Genomic DNA, 16,323 nt, shown 5'->3' with positions numbered 1-16,323 from the left:
CGGACCGAAACGTGCGACGCGGTTTTCGCATCAATTCAATGCGATCAAAAAGATCGAAGAACTTCTGCCGGGCGACGTCGTCTCTAATGCGCATGGCGATCTGAGATGGCCGCACGCCGAGCGCCGCGCCCGCTGGTGGTCAAGCTTGGTGGCAGCTTGGCCGATACGCCTCTCTTGACCGGCTGGCTCGAAGCGCTCGATCTTTATCCCGATCCGCTCGTCATCGTGCCGGGCGGCGGCGGCTTTGCCGATGCCGTTCGTGGCATGCAAAAAACGATGCGTTTCGACGACGATGCTGCGCATCAGATTGCGCTCGTCGCCATGGAGCAATATGGACTGGCTTTGGCGGCGCTCTGGCCGCGCCTGGCGATGGCCGAAACTTCGGCGGCGATCGGCCGGGCCTTGCGTACCGGCCGCGTCGCCTGCTGGGCGCCCGCCGCCATGGCGCTTGCTTCGCCGCTGCCGAAATCATGGGACGTGACCTCCGACACGCTCGCGGCCTGGCTTGCGGCGCAATTGCGCGCCGAACAGCTGCTGCTCATCAAAAGCGCGCCCGTCGACCCCGACGCCGATCTGTCGCTTGCCGACCTTGCCAATGCCGGGCTGACCGATCGTCTCTTCCCGCATTTTGCCGCGGCGAGCGGCGCTGATATCTTCATTGCCGGACCCAGTGCGTTGCCTGACGCGCCGACGAAATTTCTGCGCCGACACATCCCCGGCCTGCAGCCGCGGCGCGCTTAACCGAGACGCGACAACGCCCGATGACCGAACGCATTCTGCTCTTGACCGGACACCTTGCCTATCCGCGTCTCATCAAGACGATGAATGGTCTCGGCCAGACGCCCTTCGTCTGGTGCGCCGTCGATATCGGCGTGAAGGTTGCAGCGCTGATGACCGAGGCGATTATCCTGCGCCGGGTGCCACGGCCGGTCGATGCCGACCGGATCATCCTGCCCGGCCGCTGCCGCGCCGACCTCGAGGCACTGTCGCGTGCGCTGGGCGTCGCAGTCGAGCGCGGGCCCGACGAAATCGCCGACCTGCCGGTGTTTTTCGGCCGCGGCGGCCGCGCGCCCGATCTTTCGGGCTACGATATCCGCATCTTCAGCGAGATCGTCGATGCGTCCGGTATTTCGGTCGAAGACATCGTGCGGCGTGCCGATATGATGCGTGCCGCGGGCGCCGACGTGATCGACCTCGGCGCTCTGCCGGATACGCCGTTTCCGCATCTCGAAGCGAGCGTGCGGGCGCTAAAGGCCGCCGGCCATAAAGTCAGCGTCGATTCGGCCAATGCCGACGAACTCGAACGCGGCGCCGCCGCAGGCGCGGATTTTCTCCTCAGCCTCACCGAGACGACGCTCGGCATTGCCCGCAAATATCCGGTGACGCCGATCCTCATTCCGCAGCCGCACTCGGATCTCGATTCGCTCGTGCGCCTCGCCGAAAGGGCGCAGCGCGAGGGAATTCCCTTCATCATCGATCCGATTCTCGATCCGATCCATTTCGGTTTCACGGCTTCGGTCGCCCGCTATATCGAGGCGCGGCGGCGCCTGCCGGAGGCCCAAATGATGATGGGCACCGGCAATCTGACGGAATTGACCGAAGCCGATTCGAGCGGCGTCGCCGCGCTGCTGCTGGGCCTTTGCTCCGAACTGTCGATCCGCAACGTGCTCGTCGTGCAGGTGAGCCCGCATACGCGGCGTACCGTCGCCGAGCACGACGCCGCGCGGCGGCTGATGTTCGCGTCGCGCAGCGATGAAGCTCTGCCGAAAGGCTATGGCGCCGGCCTCGCGCAAGTGCACGACCTGAAGCCCTTCGTCATCACGCCGGCCGAAATCTCCGAACGCGCCGCGGACGTGCGCGATACGAATTACCGCATCGAGGTCGCCGAAGACGGGATCCACCTTTATAATCGCGACGGCCATCATGTCGCGCGCGATGCGATGGCGCTCTTTCCGCATCTTTCTGTGAAAGGCGACGACGCACATGCCTTCTACCTCGGCACCGAACTGATGAAGGCCGAACTCGCCTTCACCCTCGGCAAACGCTATGTGCAGGACGAGCCGCTCGACTTCGGCGTCGCGACCGAACACGCGGAAGAAGACCTGACGCGCTCGCGCGCGATGGGCCACACCTTGCGCGTGAAGGCGGAACGCTGATGCCGATGATTCGCGAGTGCGTGGTGACGACGGTCGATGCCGCGGGCCGCGTGCATGGTGCGCCGCTCGGCCTGATCGCCGCGGGCGATCAATGGATCATCGCACCCTTCCGGCCCTCGACGACGCTCGACAATCTGCGCGCCGTCCCCTTCGCGGTCGCCAATTATGTCGACGACGTGCGCATCTTCGCCGGTTGTCTCACCGGCCGGCGCGACTGGCCTCTAACGAAGATCGCGAACTTTCCCGTACCGCGGCTCGACGCGGCACTGACCCATGCCGAATTCGCGGTCGATCATGTCGAAGAGCACGAGCAACGGCCACGTTTTTTGTGTCGTGTCCTGCGGCAGGAGCAGCACGCGCCGTTCGAAGGCATGAACCGCGCCAAGGCCGCGGTGCTGGAACTTGCGGTGCTCGCGAGCCGGCTCGATTTCCTGTCGCGCGACAAGATCGAGACCGAAATGGCCTATCTTCAAATTGCCATCGACAAGACGGCAGGACCGCAGGAAGCCGAGGCGTGGGGATGGCTTGTCGAGAAGATCGCCGCGCATTACGCGCGCGTCGGTTAGGGCGGGATGCGAAAAAGTGTCAGCGGTTTTTCGCAAAAAAAATCCCGCTCTAAACTGTGCGAATCGATCGCGTTTATGATTTCGGGCCGATTCGATCCGAAATCATCGTGATCTAAGGCCCCGCGAGAAAAGCCAATGCGCAGGCGGGTAGGCAATCCGCGGCCCGGCGGCGCAGACCCGGCGCGGCGGGCAAGAGATGAGCGACATCCTCGTAGGGCCGCGCAAGCCGCGCCGCGAGCCGTTCAACGACGAAGCGGCCTGCACCCGCGCCAATGACCGGCGCGGTTTTGTCGAGCACATTTCCCGACAGCACGAGAAGAGCGCCGTCGGAAATTTCGCGCAATTGCGCCTCGGCAAAAAAAGCCGCGAGCTGATCGAGCGCCGTTTCGCTGACGTCGCGCGCATCAAGGCCGATCTGCCGCGCAAGCCGCGCCCGCGAGGCTGCACCCGTCTTGGGCTGGCCGTCGGCAGTCGGCATCAAGTCGGCATCCTCCGGTAGAGTGCCGAGAACGCGATAGACATCGCTCGTCGTCGCGAAAGCCTCGTTCATGATCGGCACCCAGCGCCCGTCGAACGGCACATGGCGCAACCCCGCCATCAAGAAGCTGCGCACAATGCCGGCATAGACCAATTCGCCATGCGCCATACGCGCTGCATCGGTACTGCCGCGTGCAGCGACGTGGCCCTCTTTCAGCGGAATGATATCCGTCGTCGTCGAGCCCATGTCGACAAACAGAGCCTCGCCAAAATGCCTCGCCACGAGCGACGCACTCGCATGCCAATTGGCCGACGCGATGACATGGCTGAGTTTGGCGGCGGCATCGGCCGGAACGAAGCCTTGTGGCCCGGCATAGAAGGTGACCGGGCCGAGCTCCTGCACCGCAGCAGCAGCAATCGCCGCAACCCCGGCATCGCGATCGGCAAACGCATCGGACAATTCGCCCGTCATCGTCGCCACATGCCGCGCGGCGGGACCGAGCACCGCTTTGGCCTCGGCAAAGGCTTTGTGCAAGTGATCGAGGCCGAGCCACAGCGGACAGGCGATCTGCGCAACGGCGACGATCCTGCCGTCTTCAAGGCGCGCGCCTTTCAGATGCGCGCCGCCGATATCCCAGCCAATGACGCTTTGCATTTGTTACTTCGATCCCGCAATGAGTTCCCTCTCCCGTACCAACTCGGGCCTGCCCGAGTTGGTATATCTTTAAAAGCGTAAGTCGGGCAGGCCCAACTTACGTATGGGGAGAGGGAAACATTGGCGCAGGAGTAAATATGGACATCATCCCGGTCATCGATCTAAAGGGCGGCCATGTGGTGTTGGCGCGCGGCGGCGCCCGGCATCTTTATGCGCCGATCGAGACGCCGCTGGCATCATCGAGCCGGCCGCATGAGGTGATCGAAGGCTTTTTGTCGCTTCATCGGTTTCGCAAAATCTATATCGCCGATCTTGATGCGATCACCGGCGCCGGCGGTCACGCGGCGATTATCGCCGCGCTCGAAGCGGAGTTTCCTCAAGTTGAATTCTGGGTCGATTCCGGCCGCGCGACAGAAAGTCACGCCGCCGCGTGGCTCGCGCAGAATCGCGGCGCCCTCATCATCGGCAGCGAAAATCTTGCCGATCTCGAAACCGCGCCGCGTCTTGCCGCAGAGCCGCGCCGCATCCTGTCGCTTGATTTCCGTGGCGATGAATTCCTCGGACCGCTGGACCTTATGACGAACCCGGCCCGGTGGGCGCAGCGAATCATCGTGATGAGCTTGGCGAAGGTCGGCGCCGGCAGCGGACCGGATTTCGCGCGGCTCGATCAAATCCGCGCGCAGGCGCCGACGCATGATCTTTATGCGGCGGGCGGGGTTCGGGATGCGGATGATCTGCGCCGGCTCGAAGCCGCAAACATTGCCGGCGTCCTCGTCGCCTCGGCCCTGCATAACGGCAGGATCGGCGCAGCAGAACTGCGCGGCCTCGACCCGCAAAATAAAAGGGGAGCCGAAGCTCCCCTTTGATCGCAAAAAGAACCGAGCCGCTTATTCCGGCGAGAAGGGGTGCTTCGCGGTGTTGCGCTTGGCGACAACTTCGGCGGCCTTCGGCTCGCCGGTGACGGCGCGCTGAATGGCTTCCTTGGTGGCCTGATAGTTATAGTCGTGGATCTTCTTGTCGTCGTTGGCTTCCCAATGGATGAAGACACCGACGCAGATGAAGAGGTCGTCCGCTTCCTCGACCGGGATCACGCCTTCGGCGACGCTGTCGGCAACCGCCTTGGCGACCGCGTGCTGCGCCGGGCCGAACATCTGGACGGCCTGCTTGGCGCCCTTGATGGTGACCTTGTTGAAGAGGATCGTGTTGGGCTTGGCGAGAAGATTGGGCGCAACCACGGCGAGCAGAGTGGTGAACCCGTCCTTGTTGTTGACGAGCGCATTGGTGAACGCCGATTCCGCGGCGCTGCCGCGCGGGCCAATGATCAGGTCGATATGCGCAACCTCATTGCCTTCGCCGACGAGCGATTCGCCAACACCAAGTTTGGTTATCTTGGCCATATGTACTTCCTCCGATGGAACAAAACACGACTTCCCGCCGAAAACCTCGTCGGGACGAATGACCTATCCTTGTTATCGACGCCCGTCAGTCCTCGGCATCTCGATACAGCATGCCGATGACTTTGGGACAGGCCGGTTGGCCAGATAGCGGCGGAGCCTTCCGCACGGGGCGCAATCAATCATCATTGCGCCGGCTCGGCAAGCCATCGCGCAGCCGATCGGCAAAAAGTGTCGCAACCGTTAGGTCGGCGCTCGTGCCGGGGTTGAGACCGCGCGCCTTGAGGCTCGTGTCGAAGGCCAGAAGTTCGCTCAGGCAATCGCCGCGCCGTGCACGAAAAAGCATCAGCATGGTCTGGGCCTCGTTTTGCACTGCGGCAGCCGTGGCCGCGCCATACTTGCGAAAAATATGCGTGTCGGGAAAGCCGGCAAGAAAAGCGAGATAGACCGCCGCCGCCCGCAAAGGCGGCCGAAGCCCGGCAGCTTCGGCATCCGCAAGCGCCAGGCGTCCCGTCACAAAAATATCATCGAAATCCGAGGCATATTGATGCGCGATCCGGTCGCGCGGCGCCGCCTCGTTCATGGCTTCCATCAGGCCGATCTCGGGCATATCGCGCACATCATAGCGCGGCGCAGCTCCGAGCCCGCCCGGGTTGGCGAGAGCAATGGCGCGAAAGACACGCGCCGCGTCCTGCCCGTCCAAAGTCCGCAGAACGTCTTTGAGCGCCGCGCGCAAGGCGCCGCCGCGCTCGGCCGCCGCGGCAAGCGGCGCGCAGAGCAGAATAATTCCAAGATTGGTATTCATGCCGACGGCGGCGAAGCTCGCCTCGACGGCGGCGAGCACGCGGGCGCCGACCGAGGTGCCAGCCGCCGCGATCGGCCCGGCGGAGACCTCGGCACTCAGCAGGAAATGCGCGGCATCCATATTATGGCCGCCGGCGAAAACATGGACATTGCCCGGCTTCGGCGCTTCGATTTCTTCGCGGCAGGCCGCGCGGAACGCAGCCGCGATCTTGGCCGCAGAGCGGGATGCGAAAAAGTGGGCTCCGGTTTTTCGCATAAGTCGCGCTCTAACTTATTCGAATCGTTCAAGAGGCCATCTCGGCCGCGCCGGCCGCAAGGCCGTGCCGGGCAAGCAGCAAAGCGGCCAGTTCATCGGCGATCGAGAAATCGGTCACGCTCTGCAGGCCTTGCCAGCCGGGCATGGAATTGACCTCGATCACATACCAGCGTCCATCGGCGCCGCGCAGCAGGTCGACGCCGGCGAATTCCGCCTCGACTGCCGCCGCGGCGCGCACGGCGAGATCGCGCATCTCATCGTCGAGCGCGACCGGCTCGGGCTTGGCGCCGAGCTTGACGTTGGTGATCCAATGGTCCGCGCGCCGCGTCATCGCCGCCAGCACGCGCCCGTCCGCAACCAGCACACGGCAATCGGAAAAGCCGTCGCGCTCGACGCCGATATAGCGTTGCAGATAATAGACGCCGGCCATCTCGGCGATGTCGGGAAGATCGGATTCGTGGCGGATCAGCTTGAGGCCGCGGCCCTGCGCACCGAAGAGCGGCTTCAGGACCAGCGGACCCCGGCCGCATTCGCGCCGCACCAGCGCGCGGGTTTGGCGCGGGCTTTCGAGCGCGAAGGTCTCCGGCGTCCGAATGTTTTGATTGAAACAACGAAAGCTCGTCGCCGCCTTATCGACGCACAGCTCGATCGCGCGCGGCGAATTGGCGACCGGCACGCCCATGCCGACAAGCGCATGCAGCAAGCCGAGCCGCAAGGTGATCGATTCGAACGTGCCGAGGCCGACGGCGCGCACCAGCACCAGATCGGGCAGACGCGTGCCGAAACCGGGAATGGCGATGCCGCTTGGCCGCCGCGTATCGAGGCTGAAAGCCGAAAGCCGCATCGGGATGGCGCGGGCGCCAAGCCGGGCGAAGGCGCGCGTCAATTCCCGTGCGTGAAACTCGATCTTGTCGACGAGCAGCGCGATCCGCGGACCGGCCTCAGCAGAAGGAGGCATTCAAGGCGCTTTCGTTGATCTCGCCGCCGAAGAAGGTCTCGCCGGTCTCGACCGCCGTCACCACGGCGACGGCCGGGCTGAACAGCATCGGGTCGATCTTGTAGAAGTCGCCTTTGAACTTCTTGAAAATGTCGCTGAAGGGCTCGCCGTAATCACGCGAGGTTTTGCTCGGCAGCTTTTCTGCGAGCGCGCGCGCTTCGTCGGCCGGCCCGGTGACGAAAAGATGCGTCAGGCCGCCATAGATGATCGCATCATTGGTGCGGCCCATCGCCTGGATGAAATCCGGATGCGGCGGCGACAACGGCGCCGTGCCGATGCCATCGATGATGCGCGACAGCGGAAATTTCAATTCATGCGCCTTGTGCAGCGCGACTTCGAGCACACGGGCGACAACCTGCAGGCTGCCGGCGAGGCTGCGCGTCGGCGCGTAAATGAAAGTGATGCGATGCGGCGGGACCCCGGTATCTTCGGAAACCTTCCGGACAACTTCCGGCGGCGGCGGATTGTCGCCCTCGACGACGAGCGTCGCACGGTTGGCCTTGTCAGCATAGCCGAGGTCTTCGAACAACGGTTCTTTGCGCGCCAGGGCGCGGCCGGGACCGGAGCCGAGCGCGAACCATTTCTCGTGCTTCAGCGCCCAGCCGGCATATTGGCTGGCAAGGCAAGCGATCACTGGATCTGCAGTGCGCACCGTCAGATGGAACGGCCATTTCGCCGTCGCGGCGTAAGGCGTGAGCGTCACGCTGCCGAGGCCGCCGAGGCAGATTTCGGCCATCAGCAGGCCGACATCGAAGCCCCCGACGGTCTTGACGCCCGCATCGATCAAGGTTTCGCCCAGCGACCCTTTGGAGACGAGGATCCGCAGGCGGTCAGCCTCGGTGACCATGCGATCGACGATGGTGCCGGCCAGATTGTTGACACTGATTTTCGGGGCTTCGGTCATGCGACGCATTCCTTTTGGGCTTTACGCGACAGATGATTTTCAAAGAGAGCGAGGCGTTCACCGACCAGCGCGCGCGCCGCACCGGCGGTTTCGGCCTCGGCCGAAATCGTGCAGACCGGATCGCCGGCACGCAGGAACGTCCCCGGCCTTTGCCGGTCCTTGCACCAGTCCGGCCAGGTGAGGGCAGGCATGGAGGGGAGTTCGCACGGCGTATAAGCGATCGCTGTCGCGGCGGCCTTGGTAAAGACCAAAGGCCGCGCCGGCAAGTGGCCGCGGCAGGCCGCCAGATGCGCGGCGAAAAGCGCGCCGTCCTTGTCGGCGAAAATATCGAGCGTCGCGCCGGGGCGGGGATTGACTTCAAGCAGGTGAAAGCCGTCCGCATCGGCAAGGAAATCGACGCTGTTCAAGCCGACAAGGCCAAGCGCTCGAGCAATCGTTCGCGCCGCGCCGGCGAGCGCCGCAAGCTGCGCTCCGGGACATTGCGCCGGCCGGACCGCGCCGCCGAAGCGAAACGGCAGCGTCGAAGACATGGCCGTCCATTGCGAACTTGCACCGAGGGCCTGCACATCGAGCCCATCGGCCAGCAGCAGGATGGAGACCGGCATGCCGGTGACGCGGCGCTGATAATAGTCGCCCGGCTCGGCCTCTGCGTCGCCGCCGCGGATGTGGATGCCGCCGCCGCCGCCCTGGCGCTTGATCAGCCAATGGCCGGGATCGGGCGGCGGATCGAAGCGGATCTCGGGATGTGGAATCGCGCGTTGCCTGCAGAGAGCCGCAAGCGTCCGCGGGTCTTTAGCCTTGGCGACAATCGCAGCCTTGTTGCCGAAGACGAAAAAATGTTGCGCTAGGCTATCGAGAATTTCTGGCCGGTCTTCAAACCCGCTGCCGTAGACGATCCCGGTCGGGCTTTCGCCAGCCGCAAGCGCATGCAATTGGGCAACGAGTTCGTCCGCAGCGAAACCGCGCTCCGCGTCGGCGACTTGCGCCGTCGCCGCCGCAAGAGCGCGCGTATCATCGTCGGCGAAGAAATCGACAACCAGCGGCTTAAATCCTGATCGCCCCGCCGCAGCGGCAAGCGCACGGCCCGAGGCGGCGGCGATCAGGACGGATTGAGCCTCAGACAAGCTCACGCGCGAGTTTGAACGCGTCGCGGAAGTCGATGCAGAGCGGCGAATCCGAGGTGGCCATCTTTTTGAACAGGCGGAACTCGGTCTGATATTTTACATTGCCGATCGCAAGCGCGCCGATGCCGAGGCTGCCGCCCGGCAATTCCTTGCCATCGTCATGCAGGTCGACGCCCTGGATGCCGAGCGGCGGCACGGCATTGACGTCGGCGCAGACGAGCAGATTCGCCGCCTTGCTGATATCCTCGGCCGAAAGGATCTGCACGCCGGCCCGGCCCGCGCATAGCGCAATTTCCGAATTGACGAGCAGATTGAGCACCTTGTCGTGGTCGCTGGCGTCCGCGAAGAAAGTCTCGACGCCGAAGCGCTTGCGGATCTCCTGGGTCGCCTTTTCGACGCGGTCCGGCCCGTTATAGCCGGCGAGCGTCACTTTCGCGCCTTCGAGCGCCGCAATGACCGCGGAGGAAAAGCCGACGACGCCGGTGGCGCCATAGACCACGACTTTGGTGCCGGAGAGCGAACGCTGCTTCTTCTGCTTCAACACTTTTTCGACGCAAGCAACCATCGCCGCCGCCGTCGTAAAGGAGCCCGCGGGATCGGCGAAGATCGAAATCTCGAACGGCTTGAGCAGGGTCTTTTTGGCCTTCTCGACCATATCGAGGGCCTGAATCGCATCCTTGCCGCCGATGAAGACGCCGGTGCGCACGGCATCGCGCGGCGAGCGCGAAAACATCGCGTCCTGCACGAGCGGCTCGATCTCGTCGAGCGTGACATTGGTATAGGGCGTCACCGAATCATAGCCGGCGTCGAGTGCCATGTTCACGTCGAACGGGCTCATATGTTTCAGCGGGCTGAGCATGTGCAGAATGAGCTTGGCCATTATTTGATTCCCTGTAGGTCTTCGGCGCCCGATGGGTCCGGCGCGCTTCTTAAATCTTGGGCGGGTGAATTTAGCGTGATTTTGGCGCCGTGATTGATGGCTTTGCAAATGACCAAGACCGGTTCGCCCCCGTTCCCCGTCGTCTGCGCCGGCCTTTCTTCCCGAACCCGGCGGACAAGTCTCTGCGCTTCATCGTCGCTGGCGGCAAAGGCAAAGCCGGTCGGCCCCCAGGAGCTTTGACCGAAGCCTTCGGCGCCATGATGGGCGAGCCGCGCCATCACGGCGGCAACGGCAGTGCTTGTGTAGCGTTCTCCGCCCTGGGCCGGAGCGAAATAATCGCCGAGAATTGCCTGAATATGGCTGACGGCCCGGCCGAACTGCGGCAGGTCCCGCTCGACCAAGGCCGGCAGGGCCTGCATCAGCAACCGATGGCAGATGTCCGCCGCGGCAGTCGCCGAAAATTTGGGCAGAGCGGCGAAGGCGGCCCTTTCGTCGGCGCCATGTACGCCCTCGAAGCCGCTGTCCATGACCAGAATGACCCGCCAATCCTCCGGGAACGGCAGATGGCTAAGCACCGGCGGCAGCACCGTATTGGGGCCATGGCCGCCATCGACGACAAGCCCGCCGCGCGAGAAGAGAGCCGCGCCGATGCCCGAGCGGCCGCCCCGCTGCAGCAGCAGCGCATCGCCGGCAAAATCCTCCGGCAGGCCTTCGAGCCGGCGCAGCCCCGCGGCCAAGGCGAAGGCAAGCTGTGTCCCCGAACCGAGACCCGTATGCGCTGGAATGGCCTCCTCGATCCGCACGCGATAGGCCGCGCTCAGGCCAAGATGCCGGCGCAGCCTCTCGACATGCGCGCCGACGCGCTCGGCATCCGGCCCTTCGACAAGATTTTCCGCGGCGCGGCTGATCGTCAGCGCGGTGACGGGCCGGTCGATTGCCATGCCGAAACTGCCGAAACGGCGGCCAAGCACCCCATTGAGATCGAAAAATCCGAGGTGAAGACGGGCGGAGGTCTGGACCGACACGCGAGTTTGCATTTCGCCTTCAATCTAATGAGAACGCTACGCCGCTTACAGAGGCTTCATCACGCCCATATGGCAGGCGCGCAAGCCGCTCCTTATACGCCGCTCAACGAAACGCGCCAGACTGGACCTATAACATCGATATTGCCATAGTGCGCGCCGCGGAGGAGGCTTTGAGATGAGCGAACGTCAACACGAACGCACCTATGACGAAGCCGAGATCAAGGCACGCCTTGAACGCGAATTGCCGCATTGGCACTATGAAGACGGCTGGATAAGACGGAAATACCGCACCCACAGCTGGAAAGGCACGCTGATGGTGATCAACACGGTCGGCCACCTCGCCGAGGCCGCCTGGCATCATCCCGACATCACAGCGTCTTACGCCTGGGTTGAAGTCCGCTTGAAGAACCACGCCGCCAAGGGCATTACCGACAAAGATTTCCAATTGGCGAAGAAGATCGAGGAGGTCGTGCATTGGCAGCCGGGCAAGGACGGTTCGGCACTCGAAGGCACGCCGGCTGAGGATCAGCGCTTCGCCTATATCAAATACGACAAAGACTAACTCTCTCCATGACCTCGGATCGCGGTCGCGACGACGTGAGGACTAAATGACGGCTTATGTTGATGGCACGGCGGTCCCGCTCGAGGCGGCGGCCGCGGAGGCGGCGCGGCTGCTCGACGGCGCGCGGCTGCCTTTGGTCGCCGGCTTGCAGACCGATGTCGCCGGCGCGCGCGCGGCGATCCTTCTCGCCGAGAAATTGCACGGCGCCTATGACCATGCCGCGAGCGATGCGCTGCTGCGCGATGTCGGCGTATTGCGCCAGGCCGGCCGCATGGTGACGACGGCGAATGACGTCCGCATCCGCGCCGATCTCGTGCTGCTCGTCGGCCCGCGCCTGACCGTGCTTTGGCCCGAACTTGCCGAAAGGCTGGCGCTGGCCGCGCCGCCGCGGCTCAGCCCCGACAAGGCGGCGCGCAAAATTTTCTGGCTCGGCGGCGAGCCGGCTGCCGCCGCCGCGATCGGCGCGACTCACATCGGCGTCGGCGCCGATCAATTGCCTCTCGCGGTCGCCGGGCTGCGCGCCGCGGTCGCCGGGCGTAAGAGCCGCCTTGGCGGGGCCTTGGCCAAAAGCTTGGCCGAACTCGCCGAAAATTTGAAAGCGGCGCATTTCGGCGCCGCCGTCTGGTCGGCCGAATCGCTCGACGAACTGACCATCGAAGCCTTGAGCGGACTCGTGCTCGATCTCAATCAGAAGACCCGCTTCACCAATCTTGCGTTCGGTCCGGCGCAGAACGGCGTCGGCGTCTTGCAGACATCGGGCTGGATGACTGGCTTTCCGATCCGCACCGGCTTCGGCCGCGGCTATCCCGAGCACGACATCTGGCGCTTCGACGCCAACCGCCTCGTCGATACCGGCGAGGCCGATGCGGCGCTGTGGATTTCGGCCTATGGCGCGGCGACGCCGAACTGGCGGCGCAAGGTGCCCTTCATTGCGCTCGCCGCACCCGGCACGACATTTTCCTATCCGCCGAAAGTGCAGATCGAGGTCGGCGCGCCGGGACAAGATCACGATGCCATCGAATGGGCACGCGACGTCGCAAGCTTCACTGCGACATCCGCCACGACGGCGAGCGAAGCGCCGCGAGTTGACGCGGTGATCGGCCTCATCAGCGAACATCTGAAAGGAAACTGAGGCATGTTGATACGCCTGGCCGGCGGCCATGTCGTCGATCCCGCCAACGGGCGGGACGGCGTCGGCGACATCTGGATCAGAGATTCGCGCATCATTGAGGCGCCGCACGGCGAAACGCCGGACGAGGTCTTCGACGTCTCCGGCAAGATCGTCATGGCCGGGGCGATCGACATCCATTCGCATATCGCCGGCGGCAATGTGAACACCGCCCGCCTGCTGCTGCCGGAGAACCATCGCGCCCATGTCGCGCGCCCGGCCGAGACGCCGCTTTCGACCGCTGGCTGGTCGACGTTCGAGACCGGCTGCCGCTATGCTGCAATGGGCTTCACCACCGTCATCGAGCCGGCCGTGCCGACGCATACGGCGCTGCATTCGCATCTCGAACTCGCCGACATTCCGATCGTCGACAAGGGCATCCTCACCGTCGTCGGCGAAGATGATTTCCTGCTCAACCTTCTGCGCGAGGGAGGCAATCGCACGGCCATCGCCGATTATCTCGCCTCGGCGCTGGCGCAGACGAAGGGCCTCGGCATCAAGAGCATCAACCCCGGCGGCTCGGTCGCCTTCGCCGACAACGCCCGCACCTACGACCTCGACGATACGGTCCCGTTCTATGGCGTCACCTCGCGCCAGATTACCGAGGCCTTGCAGCAGGGCGTGATGGACATCGGCATCGCCCACCCGCTGCACCTCCACACCAACAACCTCGGCATCGGCGGCAATGTCGATACCGCGCTGCGGACCTTGCAAGCCGCCAACGGCAAGCCGCTGCATCTCGCGCATCTGCAATTCTATGCCTATGGCAAGGAAGGCAAGCGCGGCTTCTCCTCGGCCGCGGCGCAGCTTGCCGCCGCCGTCAACACGACACCCAACGTCACGATCGACGTCGGCAGCGTGATGTTCCGGCAGACGGTCACGATCTCCTGCGACGTCATTCGTCAGTTCGCTTCGGTCGGCACCGCCAAGCCGCGCAAATCGGTGATCTTCGACGGCGAGGTCAATGGCGCCGGCGTCGTGCCCTATCTCTACAAGGCCGAGAGCTTCTACAATGCGATCCAATGGGCGGCTGGGCTCGAGCTCTTCCTGCTCATCACCAATCCGGCGCAGGTCTTCTTCACCACCGATCATCCGAACGGCGCGCCCTATACGACCTATCCCGATCTCTTCGCGCTGATCATGAGCCGCGATCTGCGCAACAAATGGCTCGCCGACATTCCAAAGGAGGCGGCAGAGCTGACGACGCTGGCGTCGATTGCGCGCGAATATACGTTCAGCGAGATCGCCACTATGACGCGCGTCGCGCCGGCAAAGCTCCTCGGCCTCAAGGATCGCGGCCATCTGACCCCCGGCGCGCTCGCCGATGTCGCGGTTTATGATGACGATCCGGCCGACCGGGCGCGGGCTTTCCGCCACGCCCATCTCGTCTTCAAGGACGGCGATCTGGTCGTCCGCGACGGCCAGATCACGCATTACCGCACCGGCCGCGCACTCACCGCGCGGCCCGCCTATGATTCCAATATCGACCGCCGCTTGTCGCGCTATTACGACGAGGTTTATGGCCTCTCGCGCGATCTGTTCAAAGTGCCCGAGCACGCGATCGGTGTCGACCATGCCTTTGAGGAGGTTGCATGCCAGGGATAACCCGCAACGGCGTGCGCATCGACGACAGCTTCGCCGAAGCTTTCCCGATGCGCGGCACGGCGCTTTTGATCACCGGGCCGAACCGCAAATGGGCGCGCCAGGCGGCCGTGACGATGACGGGCTTTGCGACGTCGGTCATCGGCTGCGGCGTCGAGGCGGGAATCGACGGCGAGGTCGACCCGCGCGATACGCCGGACGGACGGCCGGGCGTGCGCGTACTCATCTTCGCCATGTCCTCGAACGAGTTGCAGAACCAGTTGACGAACCGCGTCGGCCAATGCGTGCTGACCTCGCCCGGCTCGGCCTGTTTTGCCGACTTGACCGCATCGGATGAAATGAAGCTCGGCGATCTCCTGCGCTATTTCGGCGACGGCTGGCAGATCTCGAAGAAATTCGGCGGCCGGCATTTCTGGCGCATCCCGGTGATGGACGGCGAATTCCTCTGCGAGGCCACGGTCGGCCTCACCAAGGGCGCCGTCGGCGGTGGCAATCTGCTCATCTGCGGCGCCGATTACGAATCGACGCTGCGCGCCGCGGAAGCCGCGGTCGAGCAGATGGAGAAGGTCAAGGGCGCGATCATGCCCTTCCCCGGCGGCATCGTGCGCTCCGGCTCGAAGGTCGGCTCGCGCTACAAAGTGCTGCATGCCTCGACCAACGATGCCTTCTGCCCGACCCTGCGCGGCCAAGTCGCGACCGCACTCGACGACGATCTCGGCTGTGTGCTCGAAATCGTCATCGACGGATTGACCGAAGCCGCGGTTGCCGACGCCATGCGCGTTGGCCTCGCCGCCATCGTCAAGCTCGGCCCGAAGAAAGGCGCACGCCGCGTCAGCGCCGGCAATTATGGCGGCAAGCTCGGACCCTTCCATTTTCACCTGAAGGAATTGGCGCCGTGACGCTTGTTCTCTCGCTCAAAGCGCAGCCGCCGCAGCGGCTCGATCTATCGCCGCTCGTGCCGCATCTGCTCAAAGACAAGAGCGCCAAGGAGATCGCCGGGATCGATCTCGCGACAACGAAGGAGCCGGCCAAGGTCGGCGACATTTTCCGCATCCGTGCCGGCAGCGTCGAGGAAATCCGCTTCGACGGCGGCTCGGAACGCTTCGACAATCTCGGCGCCGGCTCGAGCGCGGGCCGCGTCGTTCTGACCGGCGACGCCGGCAGCAATGTCGGCCGCAAACTCGCCGGCGGCGAAGTCGTCGTCACCGGCCATGTCGGTCCCTATGCCGGCTCGGGCATCGAAAGCGGCCGGCTTGAGATCATCGGCGATGCCGGCGATTTTCTTGCCGCCCCGCGTGAAGGCGAATTGCACGGCATGAGCGGCGGTACGCTCATCGTTCGCGGCACGGTCGGCGACCGGGCCGGCGACCGGCTGCGGCGCGGCACGATCATCATCGAAGGCGACGCCGGCGATTGGCTCGGCAGCCGGCTCGTCGCCGGCACCTTGGTCGTGCTCGGCGCCGTCGGCCTCAATCCCGGCTATCTCATGCGCCGCGGCACGCTGGCGCTCGCCAACCCGCCGGATCTGCCGCCCTATTTCGTCGATTGCGGCACCTATTTCGCCGCTTTCGCGCCGGTCTTCGGCCGCGCGCTGAAGCCCGAGAGCGCCGGGACGGAGAAATTCTTCCGCGGCGCGCTGCGCCGCTTCGCCGGCGATATGTCGGTGCTCGGAAAGGGCGAGATTTTCGTGCCCGCCTAACGCATCGGATCCGGAAAACGCGACGCGGTTTTCGGATCCATTTCGACGCGATTG

At 64.4% G+C, this 16,323-nt stretch carries 17 protein-coding genes; 9 read left to right on the top strand and 8 right to left on the bottom strand.

What is annotated here, in order from left to right; genetic code table 11:
* Positions 1–105: 105 nt before the first annotated feature.
* From Q0025_RS11100 to Q0025_RS11090, 3 genes are read left to right on the top strand one after another with little or no spacing between them, the layout of a single operon-like run.
* Positions 106–741: a uridylate kinase gene (locus tag Q0025_RS11100; protein WP_297299015.1), complete on the top strand. Its 636-nt coding sequence runs from the start codon at positions 106–108 to the stop codon at positions 739–741.
* A gap of 20 nt (positions 742–761) precedes the next feature.
* Positions 762–2,156: a DUF6513 domain-containing protein gene (locus Q0025_RS11095; RefSeq protein ID WP_297299013.1), complete on the top strand. Its 1,395-nt coding sequence runs from the start codon at positions 762–764 to the stop codon at positions 2,154–2,156.
* Positions 2,156–2,722 (top strand): DUF447 domain-containing protein, encoded by a 567-nt coding sequence (locus Q0025_RS11090; protein WP_297299011.1) that lies wholly within the window; start codon positions 2,156–2,158, stop codon positions 2,720–2,722. The genes Q0025_RS11095 and Q0025_RS11090 overlap by 1 nt, the downstream gene beginning before the upstream one ends.
* Before the next feature lie 112 nt (positions 2,723–2,834).
* On the opposite strand, the gene Q0025_RS11085 is transcribed toward Q0025_RS11090, so the two are convergent.
* Positions 2,835–3,854, bottom strand: a complete 1,020-nt coding sequence (locus Q0025_RS11085; RefSeq protein ID WP_297299010.1) for a hydantoinase/oxoprolinase family protein — start codon at positions 3,852–3,854, stop codon at positions 2,835–2,837.
* A gap of 137 nt (positions 3,855–3,991) precedes the next feature.
* Between Q0025_RS11085 and Q0025_RS11080 the strand changes: the two genes are divergently transcribed.
* Positions 3,992–4,720, top strand: a complete 729-nt coding sequence (locus Q0025_RS11080; RefSeq protein WP_297299007.1) for a HisA/HisF-related TIM barrel protein — start codon at positions 3,992–3,994, stop codon at positions 4,718–4,720.
* A 21-nt stretch (positions 4,721–4,741) separates the two neighbouring features.
* Here the strand turns inward: Q0025_RS11080 and fae are convergent, their stop codons facing one another.
* The 7 genes from fae to Q0025_RS11045 all read right to left on the bottom strand — a co-directional run bounded on the left by fae (position 4,742) and on the right by Q0025_RS11045 (position 11,250).
* Positions 4,742–5,251 (bottom strand): formaldehyde-activating enzyme, encoded by a 510-nt coding sequence (fae, locus tag Q0025_RS11075; protein WP_297299005.1) that lies wholly within the window; start codon positions 5,249–5,251, stop codon positions 4,742–4,744.
* A 175-nt stretch (positions 5,252–5,426) separates the two neighbouring features.
* A complete protein-coding gene (locus tag Q0025_RS11070) occupies positions 5,427–6,308 on the bottom strand; it encodes a triphosphoribosyl-dephospho-CoA synthase (protein ID WP_297299004.1) in 882 nt (293 codons plus the stop codon).
* 28 nt (positions 6,309–6,336) lie between these two features.
* Entirely contained in the window at positions 6,337–7,266 is a 930-nt protein-coding gene (locus Q0025_RS11065; protein ID WP_297299001.1) for a RimK family alpha-L-glutamate ligase, read from the bottom strand.
* The gene (mch, locus tag Q0025_RS11060; protein WP_297298999.1) at positions 7,250–8,209 is read right to left on the bottom strand and encodes a methenyltetrahydromethanopterin cyclohydrolase; all 960 of its coding nucleotides are present in this window, start codon (positions 8,207–8,209) and stop codon (positions 7,250–7,252) included. The genes Q0025_RS11065 and mch overlap by 17 nt, the downstream gene beginning before the upstream one ends.
* Entirely contained in the window at positions 8,206–9,333 is a 1,128-nt protein-coding gene (locus Q0025_RS11055; protein WP_297298997.1) for an ATP-grasp domain-containing protein, read from the bottom strand. The genes mch and Q0025_RS11055 overlap by 4 nt, the downstream gene beginning before the upstream one ends.
* The gene (locus Q0025_RS11050) at positions 9,326–10,213 is read right to left on the bottom strand and encodes an NAD(P)-dependent methylenetetrahydromethanopterin dehydrogenase (protein WP_297298995.1); all 888 of its coding nucleotides are present in this window, start codon (positions 10,211–10,213) and stop codon (positions 9,326–9,328) included. Before Q0025_RS11050 ends, Q0025_RS11055 begins: the two co-directional genes overlap by 8 nt.
* Complete coding sequence (locus tag Q0025_RS11045; RefSeq protein WP_297298993.1) at positions 10,213–11,250, bottom strand: beta-ribofuranosylaminobenzene 5'-phosphate synthase family protein; 1,038 nt, start codon at positions 11,248–11,250, stop codon at positions 10,213–10,215. The genes Q0025_RS11050 and Q0025_RS11045 overlap by 1 nt, the downstream gene beginning before the upstream one ends.
* Positions 11,251–11,413: 163 nt before the next feature.
* Between Q0025_RS11045 and Q0025_RS11040 the strand changes: the two genes are divergently transcribed.
* Genes Q0025_RS11040 through Q0025_RS11020 form a run of 5 tightly spaced genes read left to right on the top strand, consistent with a single transcriptional unit; the run spans position 11,414 to position 16,269 of the window.
* Positions 11,414–11,800, top strand: coding sequence for a 4a-hydroxytetrahydrobiopterin dehydratase (locus Q0025_RS11040; protein WP_297298991.1), 387 nt, complete (start codon positions 11,414–11,416; stop codon positions 11,798–11,800).
* A gap of 46 nt (positions 11,801–11,846) precedes the next feature.
* A complete protein-coding gene (locus Q0025_RS11035) occupies positions 11,847–12,932 on the top strand; it encodes a tungsten formylmethanofuran dehydrogenase (RefSeq protein WP_297298989.1) in 1,086 nt (361 codons plus the stop codon).
* A gap of 3 nt (positions 12,933–12,935) precedes the next feature.
* Positions 12,936–14,573 carry a formylmethanofuran dehydrogenase subunit A gene (locus tag Q0025_RS11030; RefSeq protein ID WP_297298987.1) on the top strand — a complete coding sequence of 546 codons (1,638 nt, stop codon included), beginning with the start codon at positions 12,936–12,938 and terminating at the stop codon, positions 14,571–14,573.
* On the top strand, positions 14,561–15,469 hold the full coding sequence (gene fhcD / locus Q0025_RS11025; RefSeq protein WP_297298986.1) for a formylmethanofuran--tetrahydromethanopterin N-formyltransferase: 909 nt from the start codon (positions 14,561–14,563) through the stop codon (positions 15,467–15,469). Before Q0025_RS11030 ends, fhcD begins: the two co-directional genes overlap by 13 nt.
* A complete protein-coding gene (locus tag Q0025_RS11020) occupies positions 15,466–16,269 on the top strand; it encodes a formylmethanofuran dehydrogenase subunit C (RefSeq protein ID WP_297298984.1) in 804 nt (267 codons plus the stop codon). Before fhcD ends, Q0025_RS11020 begins: the two co-directional genes overlap by 4 nt.
* Positions 16,270–16,323 lie beyond the last annotated feature (54 nt).

The organism is uncultured Methylovirgula sp. (assembly GCF_947646745.1).
Taxonomy (GTDB): Bacteria; Pseudomonadota; Alphaproteobacteria; order Rhizobiales; family Beijerinckiaceae; genus Methylovirgula.
This window is presented reverse-complemented; position numbering and strand designations above follow the sequence as displayed.